Source organism: Sphingomonas sp. DBB INV C78 (assembly GCF_042693015.1).
Taxonomy (GTDB): Bacteria; Pseudomonadota; Alphaproteobacteria; order Sphingomonadales; family Sphingomonadaceae; genus Sphingomonas_E.
The window spans coordinates 1633418-1653648 of record NZ_CP170544.1 but is presented as its reverse complement, the minus strand read 5'-3'; the positions used below and the strand labels follow the sequence as shown (position 1 = coordinate 1653648).

At 64.8% G+C, this 20231-nt stretch carries 20 protein-coding genes; 13 read left to right on the top strand and 7 right to left on the bottom strand.

Going from position 1 to position 20231, the window contains the following annotated elements:
• The first annotated feature begins 133 nt into the window (after positions 1-133).
• The 5 genes from ada (at position 134) to ACFB49_RS07885 (ending at position 5803) form a co-directional block, all read left to right on the top strand.
• Positions 134-1192: a bifunctional DNA-binding transcriptional regulator/O6-methylguanine-DNA methyltransferase Ada gene (ada, locus tag ACFB49_RS07905; RefSeq protein ID WP_380878145.1), complete on the top strand. Its 1059-nt coding sequence runs from the start codon at positions 134-136 to the stop codon at positions 1190-1192.
• Between the two features lie 76 nt (positions 1193-1268).
• A complete protein-coding gene (locus tag ACFB49_RS07900) occupies positions 1269-2324 on the top strand; it encodes a hypothetical protein (RefSeq protein WP_380878143.1) in 1056 nt (351 codons plus the stop codon).
• Positions 2324-2989 (top strand): Fe2+-dependent dioxygenase, encoded by a 666-nt coding sequence (locus tag ACFB49_RS07895; protein ID WP_380878140.1) that lies wholly within the window; start codon positions 2324-2326, stop codon positions 2987-2989. The genes ACFB49_RS07900 and ACFB49_RS07895 overlap by 1 nt, the downstream gene beginning before the upstream one ends.
• 12 nt (positions 2990-3001) lie before the next feature.
• Positions 3002-5176, top strand: coding sequence for a primosomal protein N' (locus tag ACFB49_RS07890; protein ID WP_380878138.1), 2175 nt, complete (start codon positions 3002-3004; stop codon positions 5174-5176).
• A 24-nt stretch (positions 5177-5200) separates the two neighbouring features.
• On the top strand, positions 5201-5803 hold the full coding sequence (locus ACFB49_RS07885; RefSeq protein WP_380879891.1) for a DUF4126 domain-containing protein: 603 nt from the start codon (positions 5201-5203) through the stop codon (positions 5801-5803).
• A 540-nt stretch (positions 5804-6343) separates the two neighbouring features.
• On the opposite strand, the gene ACFB49_RS07880 is transcribed toward ACFB49_RS07885, so the two are convergent.
• The 4 genes from ACFB49_RS07880 to ACFB49_RS07865 all read right to left on the bottom strand — a co-directional run bounded on the left by ACFB49_RS07880 (position 6344) and on the right by ACFB49_RS07865 (position 10534).
• Positions 6344-6922 (bottom strand): hypothetical protein, encoded by a 579-nt coding sequence (locus ACFB49_RS07880; RefSeq protein WP_380878135.1) that lies wholly within the window; start codon positions 6920-6922, stop codon positions 6344-6346.
• Positions 6923-7250: 328 nt separating this feature from the next.
• Positions 7251-7646: an endonuclease domain-containing protein gene (locus ACFB49_RS07875; RefSeq protein WP_380878133.1), complete on the bottom strand. Its 396-nt coding sequence runs from the start codon at positions 7644-7646 to the stop codon at positions 7251-7253.
• Positions 7647-7875: 229 nt separating this feature from the next.
• On the bottom strand, positions 7876-10188 hold the full coding sequence (clpA, locus tag ACFB49_RS07870; RefSeq protein ID WP_380878131.1) for an ATP-dependent Clp protease ATP-binding subunit ClpA: 2313 nt from the start codon (positions 10186-10188) through the stop codon (positions 7876-7878).
• Positions 10189-10336: 148 nt separating this feature from the next.
• A complete protein-coding gene (locus ACFB49_RS07865; protein ID WP_380879889.1) occupies positions 10337-10534 on the bottom strand; it encodes a DUF1192 domain-containing protein in 198 nt (65 codons plus the stop codon).
• A gap of 72 nt (positions 10535-10606) precedes the next feature.
• Here ACFB49_RS07865 and ACFB49_RS07860 point away from each other — a divergent pair, with 72 nt between their 5' ends.
• The 5 genes from ACFB49_RS07860 to ACFB49_RS07840 all read left to right on the top strand — a co-directional run bounded on the left by ACFB49_RS07860 (position 10607) and on the right by ACFB49_RS07840 (position 14571).
• Positions 10607-11611, top strand: coding sequence for an NAD(P)H-quinone oxidoreductase (locus tag ACFB49_RS07860; protein WP_380878128.1), 1005 nt, complete (start codon positions 10607-10609; stop codon positions 11609-11611).
• A 105-nt stretch (positions 11612-11716) separates the two neighbouring features.
• The gene (mscL, locus tag ACFB49_RS07855) at positions 11717-12145 is read left to right on the top strand and encodes a large conductance mechanosensitive channel protein MscL (protein WP_380878126.1); all 429 of its coding nucleotides are present in this window, start codon (positions 11717-11719) and stop codon (positions 12143-12145) included.
• A 39-nt stretch (positions 12146-12184) separates the two neighbouring features.
• The gene (locus ACFB49_RS07850) at positions 12185-12949 is read left to right on the top strand and encodes an NRDE family protein (protein ID WP_380878124.1); all 765 of its coding nucleotides are present in this window, start codon (positions 12185-12187) and stop codon (positions 12947-12949) included.
• A gap of 76 nt (positions 12950-13025) precedes the next feature.
• Positions 13026-13325 (top strand): hypothetical protein, encoded by a 300-nt coding sequence (locus ACFB49_RS07845; protein ID WP_380878122.1) that lies wholly within the window; start codon positions 13026-13028, stop codon positions 13323-13325.
• 121 nt (positions 13326-13446) lie between these two features.
• Positions 13447-14571 (top strand): acetylxylan esterase, encoded by a 1125-nt coding sequence (locus ACFB49_RS07840; RefSeq protein ID WP_380878119.1) that lies wholly within the window; start codon positions 13447-13449, stop codon positions 14569-14571.
• Positions 14572-14577: 6 nt separating this feature from the next.
• Here ACFB49_RS07840 and ACFB49_RS07835 read toward each other — a convergent pair whose 3' ends face one another.
• Positions 14578-15573, bottom strand: coding sequence for a hypothetical protein (locus ACFB49_RS07835; protein ID WP_380878117.1), 996 nt, complete (start codon positions 15571-15573; stop codon positions 14578-14580).
• Positions 15574-15656: 83 nt separating this feature from the next.
• Between ACFB49_RS07835 and ACFB49_RS07830 the strand changes: the two genes are divergently transcribed.
• From ACFB49_RS07830 to ACFB49_RS07820, 3 genes are all read left to right on the top strand, one after another.
• Complete coding sequence (locus tag ACFB49_RS07830) at positions 15657-16442, top strand: SDR family oxidoreductase (RefSeq protein WP_380878115.1); 786 nt, start codon at positions 15657-15659, stop codon at positions 16440-16442.
• A 119-nt stretch (positions 16443-16561) separates the two neighbouring features.
• Entirely contained in the window at positions 16562-17965 is a 1404-nt protein-coding gene (locus ACFB49_RS07825; protein WP_380878113.1) for an NAD(P)H-dependent flavin oxidoreductase, read from the top strand.
• 4 nt (positions 17966-17969) lie between these two features.
• Positions 17970-18671 carry a glutamine amidotransferase gene (locus ACFB49_RS07820; protein WP_380878111.1) on the top strand — a complete coding sequence of 234 codons (702 nt, stop codon included), beginning with the start codon at positions 17970-17972 and terminating at the stop codon, positions 18669-18671.
• 40 nt (positions 18672-18711) lie between these two features.
• Here ACFB49_RS07820 and ACFB49_RS07815 read toward each other — a convergent pair whose 3' ends face one another.
• Both ACFB49_RS07815 and ACFB49_RS07810 read right to left on the bottom strand, forming a co-directional pair.
• A complete protein-coding gene (locus tag ACFB49_RS07815) occupies positions 18712-19029 on the bottom strand; it encodes a 2Fe-2S iron-sulfur cluster-binding protein (protein WP_380878109.1) in 318 nt (105 codons plus the stop codon).
• Positions 19029-20231 (bottom strand): thiolase family protein, encoded by a 1203-nt coding sequence (locus ACFB49_RS07810; protein WP_380878107.1) that lies wholly within the window; start codon positions 20229-20231, stop codon positions 19029-19031. The genes ACFB49_RS07815 and ACFB49_RS07810 overlap by 1 nt, the downstream gene beginning before the upstream one ends.

The following is a 20231-nucleotide window of genomic DNA, read 5'->3' as shown; positions in this document are numbered from 1 at the left end:
CGCCGATAGGGCGTCCCCGCATGGGTCGCGGGCCGGTTAGCAGGGGAGGTGCCGCGATGCAAGGCAACGCTTTTGTAACTTTGAAAGCAAAGCGCGGGATGCGGTTCGCGGCCCTTGCGCCCACATAGAGCACATGACCCAGACCGAATCACTCCACCATGCCGCGATCGAAGCGGACGCCGCCTGGGAGGCGGTGTTGCGGCGCGATCGTTCACAGGATGGCCGCTTCGTCACTGGCGTGCTGACAACCGGCATCTATTGCCGACCGTCCTGCGCCGCCCGCCATCCGCGGCGGGAGAATGTGCGCTTCTTCAGCGATGGGGTGGGTGCGCGGGCCGCGGGTCTCAGGCCCTGCCGCCGATGCCTGCCCGACGATGTGGCGCGCGACGAGGCGGGTATCGCCAAGGCACTGTCCTTCATCGCCAATGCCGAAGAGCCGCCCGTGCTCGACGAGATCGCCGCGGTGGCAGGATATGCGCCACACCATTTCCTGCGTCTGTTCCGGCGTGCCACGGGGCTGACGCCCGCCGCTTATGCCCGCGCGCTTCGTGCCCGGCGGGCGGAAGTGGCGCTGAAGGAGAATCAGACGGTGACCGAGGCGCTTTATGACGCGGGTTATACCGCGCCCGCGCGCTTCTATGCCGATGCGCCGGCGCGACTCGGCATGACGCCATCGGCCTGGCGCGACGGCGGGCGGGGCGTGACGATCCGCTGGGCGATCGCCCATACCAGCCTGGGGGCGATGCTGGTGGCGGCCACCGACCGCGGGATCTGTCGCCTGTCTTTCGACGAGGACGAATCGGAGCTCGCGGATCGTTTTCCCCATGCCGACATCGCGCCGGGCGGGGCGGCGCTGGCCGATCTCGTTACGCGGACCGTGGCAGCAGTCGAGTCGCCCGAGCGGCCCCACAATTTGCCGATCGACGTGAAGGGCACCGCTTTCCAGGAGGCGGTGTGGCGTGAACTTTCCCGCATCCCGCCGGGCGAGACGCTTTCCTATGCGGCTTTGGCGGCGAAGGCCGGCAAGCCGGGCGCGGCGCGTGCGGCGGGATCGGCGTGCGGCGCCAACAATATCGCGGTGCTGATTCCCTGCCATCGCGCCAAGCGCGGCGACGGCACCCTGGGCGGCTATGCCTATGGCCTTGCCATCAAGCAGGAACTGCTGGCGCGCGAGGAACGCGCCGAGGCCTGATCGGGGCCTGTGCAACCAGAACGGAATGGCGGTAGGAGGGAGTAAGACATCTTCCTGCCGCCATCCCGGAGCCTGCGTGACCGCCAGCCCCTTCGCCCAGCAATTCCGGGCATCGCCTGATCTTCTTGCCCAATCGCTCGACGCCGGCGGCGACCGCGTGCTCGTCGCGCGGATGGCAGAGGCGGACTATGCGAAGGCAAGCTTCCTAGACCAGCGCATCCTGACGCAGGATCGGCCGTGCCAATGGTTCGGCTGGGAGGAACTTGAAGCCGCGTCGGGCCGGTTGCCGGCGACCGCGCAGCACATCTTCCATATCGGCCATGTCGGATCGACGCTGATCGCGCGGCTGCTGGGCGAACTGCCGGGCGTCTTCGCGCTGCGGGAGCCGGCGCTGTTGCGCGGGTTGGCGGAGTTGCAGCGGGTGAGGGGGCGGCCGGAATCGCCCTGGTCACCCGAACGACTAGACGAAAGGATCGGGATCGCGCTGGGCTGGCTTTCCCGCACCTACCGGCCGCAGCAGCACGCGCTGATCAAGGCGACCAGCTTCGTTTCCGATCTGGCGCCGGCGATATTGGCGCAGGGTGAGAAGGCGCTGTTCCTCTATGTCCGGCCCGAAAGCTATCTCGCCACCATTCTGGCCGGCGAAGCATCGATCCAGGAATTGGGGGCGCTGAGCGGCACGCGGCTGCTGCGCCTGCATGCGCGGATCGAGGCTGAACCCTGGCGGCTGTGGAACCTGTCGCTTGGCGAAAGGGCAGCGCTGGGTTGGGCGTGCGAGATGAGCGCACTTGAACAGGCGGCCGGCGCCGCCGCCACTGGACAGGTGCTGTGGCTCGATTTCGACGAGTTTCTGACGCGCCCGGCCGAGGCGCTGGCGGCGTGCGCTGCGCATTTCGGCCAGCCGCTTGGCGAGGAGCAGGCGGCGGCGCTGACCGGTGGGCCGATCATGACGCGCTATTCCAAGGCGCCCGAACATGCCTATAGCCCGCAATTGCGGCGCGACGTTATCGCCCAGGCGGCGCGCGAGCAGGCAGGGGAGATCGGCCGCGGGCGGCAATGGCTGGCCGATGCGGCGCGCGATTTCCCGTTGATCGCCCGCGCGCTCGACCGCGTGGCCCGTGGAGAATATTGATGTTCAGGATGATCGAGGACGTGCTGCCACCGGAGGCGGTGGCCGAACTGGTGCAGATCGCCGCCACGTCGAAATTCGTCGATGGCCGCGTCAGCAACCCGCATTCGCGCGTCAAGAACAACACCCAGCTCCACGAACAGGGAGCGGCCGAGCGGGTGGGGCAGGTCGTCGCGCGGGCGCTGCTGGGCAATCGCGAATTCTTCGATATCGCCTTTCCCAAGGCGATCGCGCCGCCGATCCTGGCGCGTTACGAGCCGCAGATGAATTATGGCCTGCATCCCGATGCGGCGATGATGCAGACGCCGACCGGCGCGCTGCGATCGGATCTGAGCTGCACTGTCTTCCTGAATGATCCCGCCAGCTATGACGGCGGCGCGCTGCGCGTGCAGCTGGGCAGCGGCGAGATGCGGTTCAAGGGCAGGCCGGGATCGGCGGTGGTCTATCCGTCGATGACGCTGCACGAGGTCGAGCCGGTGACGCGTGGGCAGCGGCTGGTGGCGATCACCTTCATCCAGAGCCGGATTGCCGATCCGGTCAAGCGCGACCTGCTCTATGAGCTGAACGAGGTCGCCGCGCTGGAGGGGAATAACATGTTGCCCGAGAATTTCTCGCGCCTCCAGGCCGTACAGTTCAATCTGATGCGGCGCTGGACGGACCATCCCTGACTGGCATTCACCGTGGCCAATCCGCGCGCGCGCGTTCTCCTGCTCAATCCCGCCCTCGGGCCGCTCGATTATCGGGTCGATCCCGGCCAGGACGTCGGGCCCGGATCGATCGTGCTCGCGCCGCTCGGGCCGCGGCAATGGGCGGGCGTGGTGTGGGAGGCGGACCGGATGCCGTCGGACGCCGAGGTCGGCGACAATCGCCTGCGGCCGCTCGCCGGCGTCTATGATCTGCCGCCCTTGGGCGCGCCGCTGCGCCGGCTGATCGAGTGGACGGCCAATTATTATCTCGCGCCCCCGGCCGCGGTGCTGCGGATGGCGCTTTCCTCGGCATCGGCGCTGGATGGCGCGCGGACGGTGATCGAATATCGTGCGACCGGCCATGTGCCCGACCGGCTGACGCCACAGCGGGCGCAGGCGCTGGAGCGGATCGGTGAGCGGCAGGGGCTGGTGCGCGAGCTGGCGACGATCGCCGACGTGTCCGACGCGGTGATCCGGGGGCTGGTGAAGATCGGCGCGATCGAAGCGGTCGAGGTTTCGGTCGACGATCCGTGGGTAGCGCCGGACCCGGATTTTCACACGCCCGCGTTGTCGGACGATCAGCAGACGGTGGCGTCCCGGCTGGTGGAGGCGGTGCGGGGCCATGAGTTTCAGCCCTTCCTGCTCGACGGCGTCACCGGATCGGGCAAGACCGAGGTCTATTTCGAGGCGGTGGCCGAGGCGATCCGGCAGGACCGGCAGACTTTGGTGCTGCTGCCCGAGATCGCGCTGACCGAGCCGTTCCTGAAGCGTTTTGCCGCGCGTTTCGGCCATCAGCCGGTCGCCTGGCATTCGGACCTGCGCCAATCGCAGCGCCGGCGCGCCTGGCGGGCGATCGCGACGGGCGAGGCGAAGGTGGTGGTCGGCGCGCGATCGGCGCTGTTCCTGCCTTATGCGCGGCTGGGCCTGATCGTCGTCGACGAGGCGCATGAAACCAGCTTCAAGCAGGAAGACGGCGTGATGTACCACGCCCGCGACGTGGCGGTGATGCGCGGGCGGTTCGAGGGTTGTCCGGTGGTGCTCGCCTCCGCGACGCCGGCGATCGAGACGCGGCAGCAGGTGGCGCTTGGCCGCTATGAGGAATTGAAGCTGCCCGGCCGTTATGGCGTGGCGCAGATGCCGGACATATCCGAGATCGACCTGCTCGCCGATCCGCCGCCGCGCGGGCGCTGGCTGGCGCCGACCCTGGTGACGGCGATCGACGAGACGCTGAAGCGCAAGGAGCAGGCGCTGCTGTTTCTCAACCGGCGCGGTTATGCGCCGCTGACGCTCTGCCGGACCTGCGGCCACCGCTTCCAATGCCCCAATTGCACGGCCTGGATGGTCGAGCATCGGCTGATGGCGCGGCTCGCCTGCCATCATTGCGGCCATGTGATGCCGCCGCCGGCCGTCTGCCCGGAGTGCAAGGAGGAGGACACGCTCGTCGCCTGCGGGCCGGGCGTGGAGCGCATCGCCGATGAGGTGGCGGCCCTGTTCCCGGACGCGAAGGTCGCGGTGGTCACGTCCGACACGCTCTGGTCGCCGGCCAAGGCGGCGGAGTTCGTCAATCGGATGGAGGCGGGCGACATCGACATCATCGTCGGCACCCAGTTGATCACCAAGGGCTATCATTTCCCCAATCTGACGCTGGTCGGCGTGGTCGATGCCGATCTGGGGCTGGCGGGGGGCGACCTGCGCGCGGCCGAGCGGAGCTTCCAGCAGATTGCGCAGGTCGCGGGCCGGGCAGGGCGGGGCGAGAAGCCGGGGCGCGTGTTCGTGCAGACGCGCGAGCCTTCGGCGCCGGTGATCCAGGCGCTGGTTTCGGGCGATGCCGAGAGCTTCTACGCGGCCGAGACCGAGTCGCGGCGCAGCGCCAACGCGCCGCCGTTCGGGCGCTATGCGGCGATCATCGTCTCGTCGGAGAAACTGGACGAGGCGGTCGAGACCGCGCGGCTGATCGGCCGCACCGCGCCGGAGGTGGAGGGGATGCATGTCTTCGGCCCTGCGCCCGCGCCGCTCGCCATGCTGCGCGGCCGGCACCGCCAGCGGCTCCTCGTCCACGCCCGCCGCGCACTCGATGTGCAGGATGTGATCCGCGAATGGCTGGGCGGGCTGGAATGGCCGCGCGGCGTGCGCGTGGCGGTGGATGTGGACCCCTATTCCTTCGTCTGACCGGATGTGTCAGCTTCCTCGGCCATGGGCGTGGTCGAGCTTCTGGGCGTCGCTGCCAGTGTCAGCCTGCTTGCGGGATGGCGGCTCTATCTCTGCGTCTTTGCGACGGGCCTGGCGATGCGGACGGGGTGGATCGAACTGCCGCAGCATCTCTCCTCGCTCGATGCGCTGGCCAATCCCTGGGTGATCGGCGTGGCCGGCATCGGCCTGATCGCCGAATTCCTGGCCGACAAGATCGCGATCGTCGATTCGATATGGGATGCCATCCACACCCTGATCCGGCCGGTCGGCGGCGCCTTGCTGGCGATGGCGATCGTCGATGCCAGCGATCCCGCCTGGCAGGTGGCGAGCCTTCTGCTGGGCGGCGGCGCGACCTTGCTGACCCATGGCGCCAAGGCGGGGGCGCGGGCGGTGGTGAACACCAGCCCTGAGCCATTCAGCAATGTCGTCGTTTCCACCGGTGAAGACGTCGCTTCGGCCGGGCTGCTTTACGCCGCGCTCGCCAATCCGGTCGCGGCGGTGGCCATTGCCGTCCTGCTGATCCTGACCGCTGTGGCGCTGCTGCTGATGGTTCGCCGATTGCTGAAGAAGCTGCTGGGGCCCGAAGCCCGGCCCGCGCCGGAATAGGCCGGCTGGCGGGGTTTCCATCGCGCCGAAGTTGAGGAAGTTGAGGATTGCATGCGCTCGGGCGGCAGATGCGCCGGTGACGCGACGGGGACGCGCCAGGTTTGCGACAGTGACGCGACCGCATTGCGACAGGGACGCGGCGGCGACGCGCCGGCATCGCGACACGCACGCGATAGTCGCACGCCTGCTATGCGCTGCCGATGCGTCCATGGCGCGCCGGTGACGCGACGGGTGCCGTCGATCCTGTGAACTGAACTGCCGATGGGAGAGGAGCCGGCCGTGCGATTGGCCGCCGGCTGATTGCGAGGGGCGCCGTTCCATCGAAGAGGATAGAACAGATAAAGTCCTACATTGGAAGGCGGTGGTGGCGGGTTGTCGATGTGGGCGGACGGGTGTTCCGAAGTTCTCTAGAGGCGTTGCTCAACGGCAGCTAATGGACGGTGATCGCTAAAAGCGGACTGTCGGGACACGCCGACAAATCGGCCCTTTTTACCGATATTGCCTCTGCCAACGAGGCCCCCGATTTTCGCCACCTTGCAATTATCTGCGCCGGAAGGCTTCGTTCGATTCAATTTCTTCTTGGCATTGCTTAATCGCATTCCCCATTCCGGATATGTCTAATTTCACACTTCGCGGATTTCCAGACATGCTCTTATAGCTTACAATTAGAGAATCTATTTCTATAAGATCGGGAATTAGAGAGTTAACATTGAGCCATGGGCGCGATGGATCTTTTCGAAATGCTAAGTAACCTTTCCAAATTGGAATTATATCGCCCTGATCAGGATATTTTACGCCATCAAGGGTCCAGCGCCTCCCGGACGTTTCCACGCCCATAGCCTCATAAGTTCGGCTACCAATTTTTAAGCCCCTTATTTCGGGTGCTGCGAAGTCCTCTGCACGATCACTTCCACGTATGTCCAATTTCATGTTGTCGGAGCGATTAACATATATCGTAATGCCGCTCTTCTGAATTTGGCACATAATGTCGTCAATATAAGGGATGTCGGATCGAGTTCGAACAATCGTTCTTGCCTTCAGACCCCAGCCGTTCACATTTGATCGAGCATATTCGAAAATTTCGGCTTCAGCCGGCGACGCCATCGCGATCAAAGCCATCAAAAAACTGAAGCGGGGATTCGAGACGCCGAACTGCACCGATGCGTACCGCCTAAATTGAGCGCTTTATCGGCTTCTCACAGAAAGTTATTAAAAATTCGACGAGGCGAGCACTGTATTCACATTTCCCTCGTTGGGCGCTTGACGGCAGCGAGTCCATCCGCTGCCGAATTCCACTTCTCGCGGCCCGAGCCCGAAAGCTACATGTCCGCTCCCCCCAACAAAGCCGCCGTTCCCGAGGCGGCTGCGACACGCCGATTCCGGACAGTCAGGAATTAGGAGCACGAAGCTCGGCGCCGTATGTCCGAAAAGTCGGGGGAAGCGGACTTCAGCCCCTCTTCCTCCCCTCCCTGGAAGGGAGGGGCTGGGGGTGGGTTCCGCCGAGGCACTCGGCGGTCTTTGCAAGGATTGCCTCAGCCACACCGTCGGGATTGGCGAGAACCTCGCCGTTCCAGAAGCGAATGACGGTCCAGCCATTGTCCACGAGAAACCGCGAGCGCCGCGCATCATAGTCCTCGGCATCGAGGTGCTGGCTACCATCGAACTCGATCGCCAACTTTACCGATCGACAGGCGATGTCGAGAATATAGGGACCGACCACCAGTTGTCGGGTGAAGCGCGGCCGGAAGCGTGACAGCCGCCGCCAGATCAGTCGTTCGGCTTCGGTCTGGCTGTTGCGCAAGGCGCGCGCATTGGCTGTCATATGCTCCGGCACCCGCGACATGAGGCAAGGTTAGAGAGGCGCGCTCCGCGCGCCAACCCACCCCCAACCCCTCCCTTCCAGGGAGGGGAGAAGAATGTCCGCAATGTCGCGTGTCCTGACAGTCAGGAATTTTCGGGCAATGCAGACGAGCCGAAGGCCCGACATGACGGACAGCCGGGGCCGGGAACCGTGAATAGCGCGGAATAGTAGGCCGTCATCCCGGCCTGCGCCGGGATGACGGTAGAAGTGATCAGCCCTTGATTTCGGCCTTGGCCTTGCCGCCCTTCTTGGGGCGCTTCGGCGCTGCGGACACGATTTCGAAGGCCAGCGCATTGTCCTTGAGGTGGACTTTGACCTCGCCGCCGTGGACGAGCTTGCCGAACAGCAGTTCCTCGGCCAGCGGCTGCTTGATCTTCTCCTGGATCAGGCGGCCCATCGGGCGGGCACCGTAGAGCTTGTCATAACCCTTTTCGGTGAGCCAGACCTTGGCATCCTCGTCGAGCGCGATGTGAACGTCGCGATCGGCGAGCTGCAGTTCGAGCTGCAGGATGAACTTCTCGACGACGCGGCTGACCACCTCGGTCGGCAGGTAGCTGAACGGCACGATGGCGTCCAAGCGGTTGCGGAATTCCGGCGTGAACATCTTCTTCACCGCCTCTTCCTGCACGTCCTCCCGCGTCATCGCGCCGAAACCGATCGACTCGCGGGCCATGTCGGCCGCGCCGGCATTGGTGGTCATGATCAGGATGGTGTTGCGGAAATCGACCGTTTTACCGTGGTGATCGGTCAGCTTCCCGTTGTCCATCACCTGCAGCAGGATGTTGAACAGATCGGGATGCGCCTTCTCGATCTCGTCGAGCAGCAGCACGCAATGCGGATGCTGATCGACCGCGTCGGTGAGCAAGCCGCCCTGATCATAGCCGACATAGCCCGGAGGCGCGCCGATCAGCCGGCTGACCGAGTGGCGTTCCATATATTCGGACATGTCGAACCGCTGGAGCGGAATGCCCATGATCGAGGCGAGCTGGCGCGCGACCTCGGTCTTGCCCACGCCGGTGGGGCCCGAGAAGAGATAGTTGCCGATCGGCTTGTCCGGCTCGCGCAGGCCCGCGCGGCTGAGCTTGATCGCCGAGGACAAGGTCTCGATCGCCTGGTTCTGGCCGAACACGACCCGCTTGAGATCGGTTTCCAGCGTCTCCAGCGCCTTCTTGTCGTCGGTCGATACGGATTTCGGCGGGATGCGCGCCATCGTCGCGATCACGGCCTCAATCTCCTTGGGCGTGATCACCTTTTTGCGGCGGCTCGGCGGCACCAGCATCTGCATGGCGCCGACCTCGTCGATCACGTCGATCGCCTTGTCGGGGAGCTTGCGATCATTGATGTAGCGGGCCGAAAGCTCGACCGCCGACTTGATCGCATCGGGCGTATATTTGACCGAGTGATGCTCCTCGAACGCCGAGCGAAGGCCGGCGAGAATCTTGATCGTGTCCTCGACCGTCGGCTCATTGACGTCGATCTTCTGGAACCGGCGGAGAAGCGCGCGGTCCTTCTCAAAATGGTTACGGAACTCCTTGTAAGTCGTTGATCCGATGCAGCGGATCACGCCGCCCGACAGCGCCGGCTTCAGGAGGTTCGAAGCATCCATCGCGCCGCCCGAGGTGGCGCCGGCGCCGATCACCGTGTGGATCTCGTCGATGAAGAGGACCGCGTGGGGGAGCTTCTCAAGCTCGGTCACGACCTGCTTCAGACGCTCCTCGAAATCGCCGCGATAGCGGGTGCCGGCGAGCAGCGCGCCCATATCGAGCGAATAGATGACCGCGGGGCGCAGCACATCGGGCACGTCGCCTTCGACGATCTTGCGCGCCAGGCCCTCGGCGATGGCGGTCTTGCCGACGCCGGGATCACCGACATAGAGCGGGTTGTTCTTGGAGCGGCGGCAGAGGATCTGGACGGTACGGTCGACCTCCGGCCCGCGGCCGATCAATGGATCGACGCGGCCGTCCTTCGCCTTCTCGTTCAGGTTGACGCAGAATTGCTTGAGCGCGCTTTCGCCCTTCTTGCCATCCTGCTTCTGCGCCTTCTCTTCTTCCGCCCCCTTCACTTCGCGCTGCTCCGTGGGTTGGCCGGCCTTGCCGACGCCGTGGCTGATGAAGCTGACCGCATCCAGCCGGCTCATATCCTGCTGCTGCAGGAAATAGACGGCATAGCTTTCGCGTTCGGAGAAGAGGGCGACGAGCACGTTGGCACCCGTCACTTCCTCCCGGCCGGAAGACTGGACATGGAGGATTGCGCGCTGGACGACGCGTTGGAAACCGCTGGTGGGCGACGGATCGGTATTGCCATCGACCTTGAGGGCATCAAGCTCGGTATCGAGATAGAGCTGCACCGCTTCCTTCAGTTCGGACAGCTCGACACCGCAGGAGGTCATCACCTTGGCGGCATGCTCGTCGTCGATAAGCGCGAGCAGCAGATGTTCGAGCGTCGCATATTCGTGGCGGCGGCTGGATGCAGCAGACAGTGCGTTGTGGAGAGTCTGTTCCAGCTCGCGGGCGAATGAGGGCATCTAGTCTACTCCTTCGGGCCGCCTGGGAGATGCGGCCCCTCCACACCTATGTCGTGAGCCTCAGCCCATTGATCAAGCCGAGCCCTCGCATCAAGAACGCCGCCTGCCGGACCCCAGTTGCGTACACCGCGTTCCGGTCGGCTTGCCCTCATCTTTTGAATAGGCCCTCGGCGCTTGCGCGATGGTTAACGGCCGTTTCAATTTTGCGGCGCGTGCGATCGATTTCCGACTCCAGGGCAGTGATGCGGGCCTGGAGCTCATCCACGGAAAGCGGGTCGAGATCCTGCAAACGCACGAGCGTGAGCGGATCATCCTGGCGCTTCGGAAGATTGTCGTCTGCATCCATGGGTGAAGCGTTGACCGATGCGCGCGGCATGTCAATAAACCGCAGCGTAACAATCGCGCCGATGGGGGAATTATGGCCGCGCTTCCAGAAACCATGCGCGCGATAGATCCGCAGGAGCCGGGCGGGCCGGACGTGCTTCGCCTTGTCGAGCGTCCTGTGCCCAAGCCCGGGCCGGGCGAAGTGCTGATCCGGGTCGCCGCCGCGGGGGTCAACCGGCCCGATGTGATGCAGCGCAAGGGCCTCTATCCGCCGCCGCCGGGCGCCTCCCCGATTCCGGGACTCGAAGTGGCCGGGCGGATCGTGGCGTTGGGCGAGGGCGTCGAAACCGAGTGGGCAGCGCAGGCCGTGTGTGCGCTGATTTCGGGCGGGGGCTATGCGGACTATGCAGTGGCGCCGATCGGCCAGTGCCTGGCGGTGCCGCCGGGGCTGTCGATGACCGATGCGGCTGCCTTGCCCGAGACCTTGTTCACCGTGTGGACCAATTTGTTCGAGCGGGCCTATGCGGTGGAGGGCGATACGGTGCTGGTGCATGGCGGCACCAGCGGGATCGGCACGATGGCGATCCTGCTGGGCAAGCTGTTCGGCCTCAACATGATCGTGACCGCGGGTTCGGACGAGAAATGCGCGCGGGCGCTGGAGATCGGCGCCGACCATGCGATCAATTACCGCACCCAGGATTTCGTCGAGGAAGTGACGCGGATCACGCAGGGGCGCGGCTGCCAGGCGGTGCTGGACATGGTGGGGGGCGATTATGTGCCGCGGAACCTCGCCTGCCTGGCCGATGACGGCCGCCATGTCTCGATCGCGGTGCAGCGGGGCGCCAAGGTGGAGATCCCGCTGTGGGAGATCATGCGGCGGCGACTCACTTTGACCGGATCGACGCTGCGGGGGCGTTCGGTCGAGTTCAAGTCGCTGGTGGCCGATGAGCTGGCCGCGACGGTGTGGCCGTTCGTGCGCGACGGGCGGCTCCGCCCGGTGATCGACAGGATCTTCCCGCTGGAGGAAGCCGCGGCGGCGCATGCGCGCATGGAGGCCGGCGATCATGTCGGCAAGATCGTGCTCAGCATCGGGGGTTGAACTTGATTTGATCTGAATGCGTTACCCGCTGGCTGTCGGCAAAGTCCCGCTTGCCATCGTCACCATGAGGCGAGAGGGTGCGAGGGTCAGCAGGGAGTTTCGTTCATGTTCAGCGAGTTTAAGGCGTTCATCAATCGCGGCAATGTGCTCGATCTGGCGGTGGCCGTGATTATCGGCGCGGCTTTCGGCAAGATCGTCAGCTCGCTTACCGACGACATCATCATGCCGGTGGTCGGAAAGGTTTTCGGCGGGCTGGATTTCGCGAACTATTTCATCATGCTGGGCGATATTCCTGCGGACTTCAAAGGATCGGTCACCAGCTATGCGGATCTGAAAGCGGCAGGCGTGCCCTTGCTCGGCTATGGCCAGTTCATCACCATTTTCGTGAACTTCCTGATCGTCGCCTTCGTGATCTTCCTGCTGGTGCGCGCCGCCAACAAGGCGTTCCAGCGCGCCGCCGATGCGGCCGACCCGGCCGATGTGGTGCTGCTCCGCGAGATCCGGGACGAACTGAAGAAGCGCCCGATCGAATAAGGACTTCGCTTTTCGCTCGCCAGGCGGCATCAAGCGGCGATGTGCGTATTGGCCTTCGCCTGGCGGGCGCATCCGCGCTGGCCGCTGATCCTGGCGGGCAATCGGGATGAGCTGCATGCGCGCCCCGCGCAGCCCCTGGCGCGCTGGGCCGAACCAGGCGGCGTGATCGCGGGGCGCGACCTGCAATCGGGCGGGACATGGCTCGGCGTTTCGGATGCCGGGCGGGTTGCGGTCGTCACCAATCTGCGCGGCTATGGCGGCGCGGAGCCCGATCGGGCTTCGCGCGGGGCGCTGGTGACCGATCTGCTGGCGGGAAGCGGGCGTTATGCCGATCCGGACGCGGCGGCGCTCGATGATTTCAATCCGCTCAACCTGATCATGGTGGCGAACGGCGAGGCGCGGTTCCTGACCAACCGTCCGGCGGTCGAGCGGAGCCGATTGGAACCGGGCATATACGGATTGTCCAACGGCCGGCTGGACGAGGCCTGGCCGAAGACGCTGCATCTGAAATCCGCGTTACTGAAATGGATCGTCGACGATGGCGAGCGGCCGGAGCGGCTTTTCGAGGCGCTGCGCGAAGAACGACTGCCGGACAGCGGCTTGCAGCCGGACACGCCGTCGGACGTGCCGCAGGAGGCGCTGCAGTCACCGATATTCATCCGCAATGCCGTTTATGGCACGCGGTGCAGCACCGTGGTCGCGATCGATGCTGAAGGCGTCGGCGTCATCAGCGAGCGGCGCTTCACAGCGGACGCCGAGCCGGCCGGCGAGACGCGGGTGCCGTTCGGCTGGCCCGCAGCTTGAGCGCGTTTAGGCGGGACAATTTGCTGCGATGCACAAAAAAGCTGGACATTCGCCGCGTGATGTTGAAGCTGGCGCTATGGAATCGAGCAAAATCCTCCTTGAAGCCATCGCGCGCAAGACGTCTGTCGAGGCTACCTACAACCGCACTCGCGTGGAATTGGCGCCGCATATCCTCTACACCCGCCACGGCGAGCTGTATGTCGACGCGGTGACGGTCGGGCGGGACGGGCGGCCTCCGCGCGAGGTGAAGCTAGGCACCTTCAAGCTGAGCGGGCTGGGCGCGGTTGCGATTGCGGGACGGCCGTTCGAGCGGGATTCGGTCTTCGACGTCGGCCAGCCAAAATATGAAGGCACGACGCTGTTCGCGGTCGAATAGGTTTCTGGCTGCACGCTCGCCGGCAATGTAAAAGCCCCTGATCGGCAAAGGGATCGGGGGCGTTATGGCGGCAGCGAAGTCATCTACCCGAAAATTCGCGCGCCATGCCTTGGGGGCGGCGTTGCTCGCCCTTTTGCCGGCCAGTCTCAACGCCCAGACCGTTACCACGGACGCCAAGCGGCAATCGGTGACCCCCGACATGCGCACGCTGCCGATCCATGTCGGGGGCCGGGTGAAGGAGGAGAAAAGGTCGCGGCCGGCAGGTGCGCGGGCCTTCCGCCATCAGTGGCCGGGCATCTATTTCGACGCGGCCTTCGAGGGGCGGAGCGTTGCGCTGAAATTCGACGACACGGCCAATGAATATCGGCTGCTGATTGACGATCTGCCGCCGATCGCCATCGCGCAGCCCGGCTGGGTAGATGTGAAGGTGGACGGGCTGGCCGCGGCACGGCATCGCCTGCGGCTGGAGAAGGTCACCGAGAGCGGGGGCGTGGTCGGTGAGTTTGGCGGCTTCTATGTGCCGGCCGATGCGACGCCGCTGCCGGTGCAGGCGCGGGCACGGCAGATCGAGTTTATCGGTGATTCCTCGATGACCGGTTTCGGCATGCATTCGCCGACGGCCCAATGCACGAACGAGGAGGCGCGGCTGCGGACGGACACGCAGAACGGCTATGCCGCTCTGGTCGCCAAGCATTTCGATGCGGATTATCAGATCAATGCGATATCGGCGCGCGGCGTGGTGCGGAATTATGCCGGCATATTGCCAGATGCCACGCTGCCGGCGCTCTATCCCTACATCCTGTTCAATAAGTTCGACGCCTACAAGGATGCGAGCTGGCGCCCCAGCGTCATCGTCATCAAGCTGAACGCGGATTTCGTCGGCGCGCTGAACCCGCGCGAGAAGTGGAAAGATTTCAACGAAGTCGCCAAGGATTATGCCGTCGAATATGGCGCCTTCGTCGCCGCCTTGCACAAGCGGCAGCCGACCGCGTCCTTCCTGATCTGGTGGTTCGACCTGGCGGCGATGGATCCGGCGGGGCGCGCCGTTTTCGAGGAAGCACAGCGCGCGATGCTGGAAGCGGCGCAGGCCGCCGGCGTCACCAGGATCAACTTCCTGCCCATGCGCGATCTGGGTTTCGACCGGCAGGCGTGCGCCAATCACTACAGCGTGGACGACAACAAGCGGCTGGCGGCGTGGCTGACCGATTATATCGATCAGCATCCGGACCTGTGGCAGGGCCGATAGCCGCGATCAGCGCGAGGGCGTCGGCACCGCCGGCGGTAGGTTGAAGCGATCGAAGGAGGCGGGTGGCTGCTGCTTCATGAAATCGCGCAGCATCAGCATCGGCGCCTGCGATTCCTGAATGCCGCCCGAAGTCGGTCGCTCTATGTCAATCACCAGCAGCAGGACGACACTGAAGAGCAGGAACAGGAAGAGCGCGATCTTCTGCCCCCTCGGGCCAATCAGAAAATAGCTGATCACGATCGAGGCGATGAATTGATAGAGCAGGAGGACGAAGAATATCTCGGCGGGAACATGCGCGAGCCGCCCTGCCTTCCGCGTCGTGTCCATATCGATCATATTATTCATCGTTTCCAGGTAGGAACTGGAGAAATCATAGGGGCGCATCGAAGGAAATGCGGCGACTGTCGCGGTCCACAGATCGGCAATGAGTTGGTCGTTGTGCTGCAGGAGGGGTGCCCGCGCTTCACGGCTTTGCTCAGTGGCAAGCGCGATCCTGGTGTCTGTATAATCGATGAGCAATTTGCTCAGTCGCTCGCGATGTGGCTCTTCCAGCAGCTGGCTACGCAGATAGGTGGTGCCAATCGCATTGGCTTCGGTCAGCACGTTGCCGCGCCGGGTTTCGAAGCGATCGACCGCCAGGGAGAATGTGAAGCCCAGCAACAGGGCCAGCAGGCCCATGACGGACGTAACCATGAAGGATTCCTGGCTCTCGACCTTTTCCCCGTCGCCAGCCTTGTCAGCCTTGAGAGGGAAGCGCTTCCGCAACTGGCGGCCGATAAACATGCCGAGCGCCATGCCGCCGAACACCACCAGTCCGATGGTCCATATCGGCGCGCTGATGAACCACAATCCCACCGATGCCAGCATCGTTCTTCCCCTCGTCTGATTGCAGTGTGGGAAATTGGCTGGCCGCGGCAATCGGGGGAAACCCTGAAACGGGGCGGGGGAAGGCCCGGCTGGCGGTCTTGTTCCAGCCGTGCGGGTTTCGCGGTCGGGCCACAACCATGGCCCGCCGACTTGTCCCGCCCCACGGCGCGCCATAGGCAATCGTCAACGGCGCACCCGCCGATCGAGAGGACAGGAACATGCTGCTGAAGGACAAGGTCATCATCATCACCGGCGTCGGCCCCGGCATGGGCCGCGCCATGGCCAAGCTTGCCGCCGAAGAAGGCGCGAAGGTTGTCATGGGCGCGCGCAAGCAGGCGTTCCTCGATGATGTGAAGGCGGAGATCGAGGCGGCCGGCGGCCAGGCGGTGGCGGTTTCCACCGACGTTTCGGATCAGGCGCAGTGCGACCGGCTGGTCGCCGCCGGTGTCGAGCGGTTCGGCCGGATCGATGGCCTCGTCAACAGCGCCTATGCGCCGGGCGAGAATGGCGTGTTCGACGATGCGAACATCGAGAACTGGGCGCAGACGATCGACGTGGCCTGCATGGGCGCCGCGCGCATGGCGCAGGCGGTGCTGCCGCACATGAAGGCGCAGGGCGGGGGCGCGATCGTCAATGTCGCCACCATGCAGTCGCTGAAGCCGCTGCCGGGCGGATCGCTTTCCTACGCGATCGCCAAGGGCGCACTTGTCACCGCTTCGCGCCAGCTTGCAGCGGAGGTCGGCCACTATAATATCCGCGTCAACGCCACTCGCATGGGCTGGCTGTGGGGCGATCCCGTGCGCAACGCGCTGATCGGCATGGCGGAACATGCCGGCACGACGGTCGACGAGCTTGCCAAGGGCGTCGCCACGCGCATTCCGCTTGGCGTCATCCCGCCCGAGGAGGAGTGCGCAAAGTCCGTATTGATGTTCGTGTCCGACTATACGAAAATGGTTACGGGTGCGGTGCTCGACATCAATGGTGGGGAGTGGATGGCGCCCTGACAGGCGCATTTCCGCGGAGTTGGGCACCACGGCAGACGGGCGGATGCGCGCCCTCGCTTTTCGCGCGCATTTCGTCACGGGCTGGCCTATAGGGAGCCCGATTTCGCATGGAGGCATGATTGTTCAAGGGTGTGCGGCCGATCCTCTACGGGGGGCGCGAGGTGTGGCCGTTGATCGAGGGTGGCAAGGGTGTTGCCGCCACCAATCATATGAGTTCCGGGGCCTGGGCGGCCGCCGGCGGGATCGGCACGGTCTCGGCAGTGAATGCCGACAGCTATGATCCCGAAGGCAAGATCATTCCCCAGGTCTATCATGCGCTGACCCGGCGGGAGCGGCATGAGGAACTCATCGCCTATGCCATCGACGGCGCGGTCGATCAGGTGAAGCGCGCGTTCGAGATGTCGAACGGCAAGGGCGCGATCAACATCAACGTGCTGTGGGAAATGGGTGGCGCGCAGCGCGTCCTCCACGGCGTGCTGGAACGCACCAAGGGGATGATCACCGGCGTCACGTGCGGCGCGGGCATGCCTTATAAGCTTAGCGAGATCGCGGCGTCCTATGGCGTCCATTATCTGCCGATCATCAGCTCGGCCCGCGCCTTCCGCGCTTTGTGGAAGCGGGCTTATTCCAAGGCTTCGGAATGGCTGGGCGCGGTGGTCTATGAAGATCCGTGGCTGGCCGGCGGCCATAACGGCCTGTCGAACGCCGAAGACCCGCTGCAGCCGCAGGACCCCTATCCCCGCGTCAAGGAATTGCGCGCGACGATGCGCGAAGGCGGCATTCCGGACAGCGTGCCGATCGTGATGGCCGGCGGCGTCTGGTATCTGCGCGACTGGAGCGAGTGGATCGACAATCCCGAGCTCGGCCAGATCGCCTTCCAGTTCGGTACGCGGCCGCTGCTGACCCTGGAAAGCCCGATCCCGCAGGCGTGGAAGGACCGGCTGACGACGCTTGAGGAAGGCGACGTCCTGCTCCATCGTTTCTCGCCGACCGGCTTCTATTCGTCGGCGGTGCGCAACCCGTTCCTGCGCAACCTGGAAGCGCGTTCCGAACGCCAGATCGCCTTTTCGGGCGAGGCTGCCGGCGACCACCAGTTCCAGCTCGACGTCGGCGTAAAGGGCAAGAATTTCTGGGTGACGCGCAACGATCTGATGCATGCGCGCGAATGGTATGGCCTCGGCTACACCACCGCGCTCAAGACGCCGGACAACACGCTCGTCTTCGAAACGCCGGAAGAAACCAAGATCATCCGCAAGGATCAGGCCGATTGCATGGGCTGCCTCAGCCAGTGCGGTTTTTCGTCCTGGGCGGATACCGAGGGCAATTCGACTGGGCGGCTCGCCGATCCCCGCAGCTTCTGCATCCAGAAGACGCTGCAGGACATCGTCCATGGCGGCGATGTCGAGCAGAACCTGATGTTCGCGGGGCACGCGGCCTACAAGTTCAAGAAGGATCCGTTCTATTCGAACGGTTTCGTCCCGACCGTGAAGCAACTGGTCGATCGCATCCTGACGGGCGACTGACCGCTTGAAACGCGCGCTCGTCATCCGGCACGTCCCGGTGGAGGGCGTTGCGGGGTTCCGTGCCCCGATCGAGGCCGCAGGCTTCGAGGTCGATCGCGTCGACGTCACCGATCCGGGCTTCCCGGAGATCGACATCGTCGCGCCCGACCTGGTGGTGATGATGGGCGGCCCGATGGGCGTCTACGAAATCGACCGGCATCCCTGGATCGCCTGTCAGGTGCGGCGGCTCGGCGAGCGGCTGGCGGCCGACCGGCCGACTCTCGGCGTCTGTCTTGGCGCGCAGATGATGGCGGCGGCGCTCGGCGCGCGGGTCTATCCCGGTGGCCGGCAGGAGGTCGGCTTCGCGCCGGTGACGCTCAACGGGCAGGGGGCGTCGTCACCGTTGCGGCATCTGGCGGAACTGCCGATGTTGCACTGGCACGGCGATACGTTCGATCTGCCCGAGGGTGCCGAACTGCTGGCATCGACCGATCTCTACGCGCATCAGGCCTTCCGGCGCGGCCCCAACATCCTCGCGCTGCAATTCCATGCCGAGATGGGCGAGGATCCGCGCTTCCATAGCTGGCTGGAACAATGGCCGGATGCGATCGCTGCGGTGGGCAGCAGCGCGGACGAACTGCGTGCGCACCATGATGCACATGGGCCGAATGCGGTCGCGGCGGGGCGGCAGATGATCGCGGAATGGTTGACGGGGTTGCGCGTCTAAACGGCGTCATCCCAGCGAAGGCCGGGATGACGGTGTCTTGTCAGAATTGCGGCGCGATCTCGACTTCGAGGCCGTCCAACTCGGGCTTCAGCATGACCTGGCAGGAGAGGCGGGAGGAGTGGCGGACCTCGACGATTTCCGCCATTCCTTCCAGCATGTCGCTTTCGTCCTCGGTCGGCTTGGGCAGCGCCGCGCCGTCACCGATATAGACGTGGCATGAGCCGCAGGAGCACATGCCGCCGCAGGTGCCGTCGACGCCAAGGCCGGCATCGCGCAGCATTTCCATCAGCGCAGTTCCTTCCACGCCGTCGATCTGCTGGCGTTCGCCGTCCCGGGTCGTGACGTTGATCGTGATCATCAGACGATCTCGAACAGCCCGGCTGCGCCCATGCCGCCGGCAATGCACATCGAGACGATAGCATATTTGACGCCGCGGCGCTTGCCCTCGATCAGCGCGTGGCCGACGAGGCGCGATCCGGTCATGCCGAAGGGATGACCGATGGCGATGCCGCCGCCGTTGACGTTGAGCAATTCGGGGTCGATGCCGAGCTTGCGCTGGCAGTAGAGCGCCTGGCTGGCGAAGGCCTCGTTGATTTCCCAAAGGCCGATGTCCGATACCTTGAGGCCGGCGCGATCGAGCAGCTTCGGGATGGCGAAGACTGGGCCGATGCCCATTTCCTCCGGCGCGCAGCCGGCGACCTGGAAGCCGCGATAGATACCGAGGATCGGCAGGCCTTCCTTTTCGGCAATGGCGCGATCGACAACCACCTGCGCGGAAGCGCCATCGGAAAGCTGGCTGGCATTGCCCGCGGTGATGAAGCGGCCTTCCTGGATCACCTCGCCATTCTTGAACACCGGCTTCAGCGCGGCGAGCGCCTCGGCCGTGGTGTTGCCGCGAATGCCCTCGTCACGATCGAGCGTGACGCTTTCCTTGCCGGTTTCGTTGCCTTCCTTGTCGAACAGGGCCTTCTCGACGGTGATCGGCACGATCTCGTCGGCGAAGCGGCCGGCGTCGGTCGCCGCGCCAGCGCGCTGCTGGCTCTGGGCGGAGAAGGCGTCCTGATCCTCACGGCTGATATTGTAGCGATCGGCGACGATTTCGGCGGTTTCGATCATCGCCATATAGGCATGCGGCTCGGCCGCGATCACGGCCTTGCTGCGATTGCGATAGGTCGAGGCGTGCTTGGTGAGCGTGAGCGAAATGGACTCGGTGCCCGCCGCCACCGCTGCGTCGATATCGCCGGCGATGATCGAGCGGGCGGCGAGCGCCACGGCGGTCAGGCCCGAACCGCATTTGCGATCCAGCGCGAAGCCGGCAACGCTCTGGCCCAGGCCAGCGGTTGCCGCGGTCAGGCGACCGAGATTGTAGCTCTGCGTGCCGCTCTGCGTGCCGACGCCCATGAAGATGTCGTCGATGCGCTTGGGGTCGAGCCCCGAGCGCTCGACAGCCGCCCTCACCACATGACCCGAAAGGACAGGCGCCTCGGTGTCGTTGAACGCGCCCCGATAGGCCTTGCCGACGCCCGTGCGGGCGGTGGAAACGATGACGGCTTCACGCAT

Excerpts from the sequence above, each read along its gene's own strand:
- mscL (WP_380878126.1), top strand. The coding sequence starts at position 11,717 with ATGTTCAGCGAGTTTAAGGCGTTCATCAATCGCGGCAATGTGCTCGAT.
- ACFB49_RS07885 (WP_380879891.1), top strand. The coding sequence starts at position 5,201 with ATGGGCGTGGTCGAGCTTCTGGGCGTCGCTGCCAGTGTCAGCCTGCTT.
- ACFB49_RS07880 (WP_380878135.1), bottom strand. The coding sequence starts at position 6,922 with ATGGCTTTGATCGCGATGGCGTCGCCGGCTGAAGCCGAAATTTTCGAA.
- ACFB49_RS07850 (WP_380878124.1), top strand. The coding sequence starts at position 12,185 with ATGTGCGTATTGGCCTTCGCCTGGCGGGCGCATCCGCGCTGGCCGCTG.
- ACFB49_RS07865 (WP_380879889.1), bottom strand. The coding sequence starts at position 10,534 with ATGGATGCAGACGACAATCTTCCGAAGCGCCAGGATGATCCGCTCACG.
- ACFB49_RS07830 (WP_380878115.1), top strand. The coding sequence starts at position 15,657 with ATGCTGCTGAAGGACAAGGTCATCATCATCACCGGCGTCGGCCCCGGC.
- ACFB49_RS07815 (WP_380878109.1), bottom strand. The coding sequence starts at position 19,029 with ATGATCACGATCAACGTCACGACCCGGGACGGCGAACGCCAGCAGATC.
- ACFB49_RS07860 (WP_380878128.1), top strand. The coding sequence starts at position 10,607 with ATGGCCGCGCTTCCAGAAACCATGCGCGCGATAGATCCGCAGGAGCCG.
- ACFB49_RS07845 (WP_380878122.1), top strand. The coding sequence starts at position 13,026 with ATGGAATCGAGCAAAATCCTCCTTGAAGCCATCGCGCGCAAGACGTCT.
- ACFB49_RS07875 (WP_380878133.1), bottom strand. The coding sequence starts at position 7,646 with ATGTCGCGGGTGCCGGAGCATATGACAGCCAATGCGCGCGCCTTGCGC.
- ada (WP_380878145.1), top strand. The coding sequence starts at position 134 with ATGACCCAGACCGAATCACTCCACCATGCCGCGATCGAAGCGGACGCC.
- clpA (WP_380878131.1), bottom strand. The coding sequence starts at position 10,188 with ATGCCCTCATTCGCCCGCGAGCTGGAACAGACTCTCCACAACGCACTG.
- ACFB49_RS07895 (WP_380878140.1), top strand. The coding sequence starts at position 2,324 with ATGTTCAGGATGATCGAGGACGTGCTGCCACCGGAGGCGGTGGCCGAA.
- ACFB49_RS07810 (WP_380878107.1), bottom strand. The coding sequence starts at position 20,231 with ATGCGTGAAGCCGTCATCGTTTCCACCGCCCGCACGGGCGTCGGCAAG.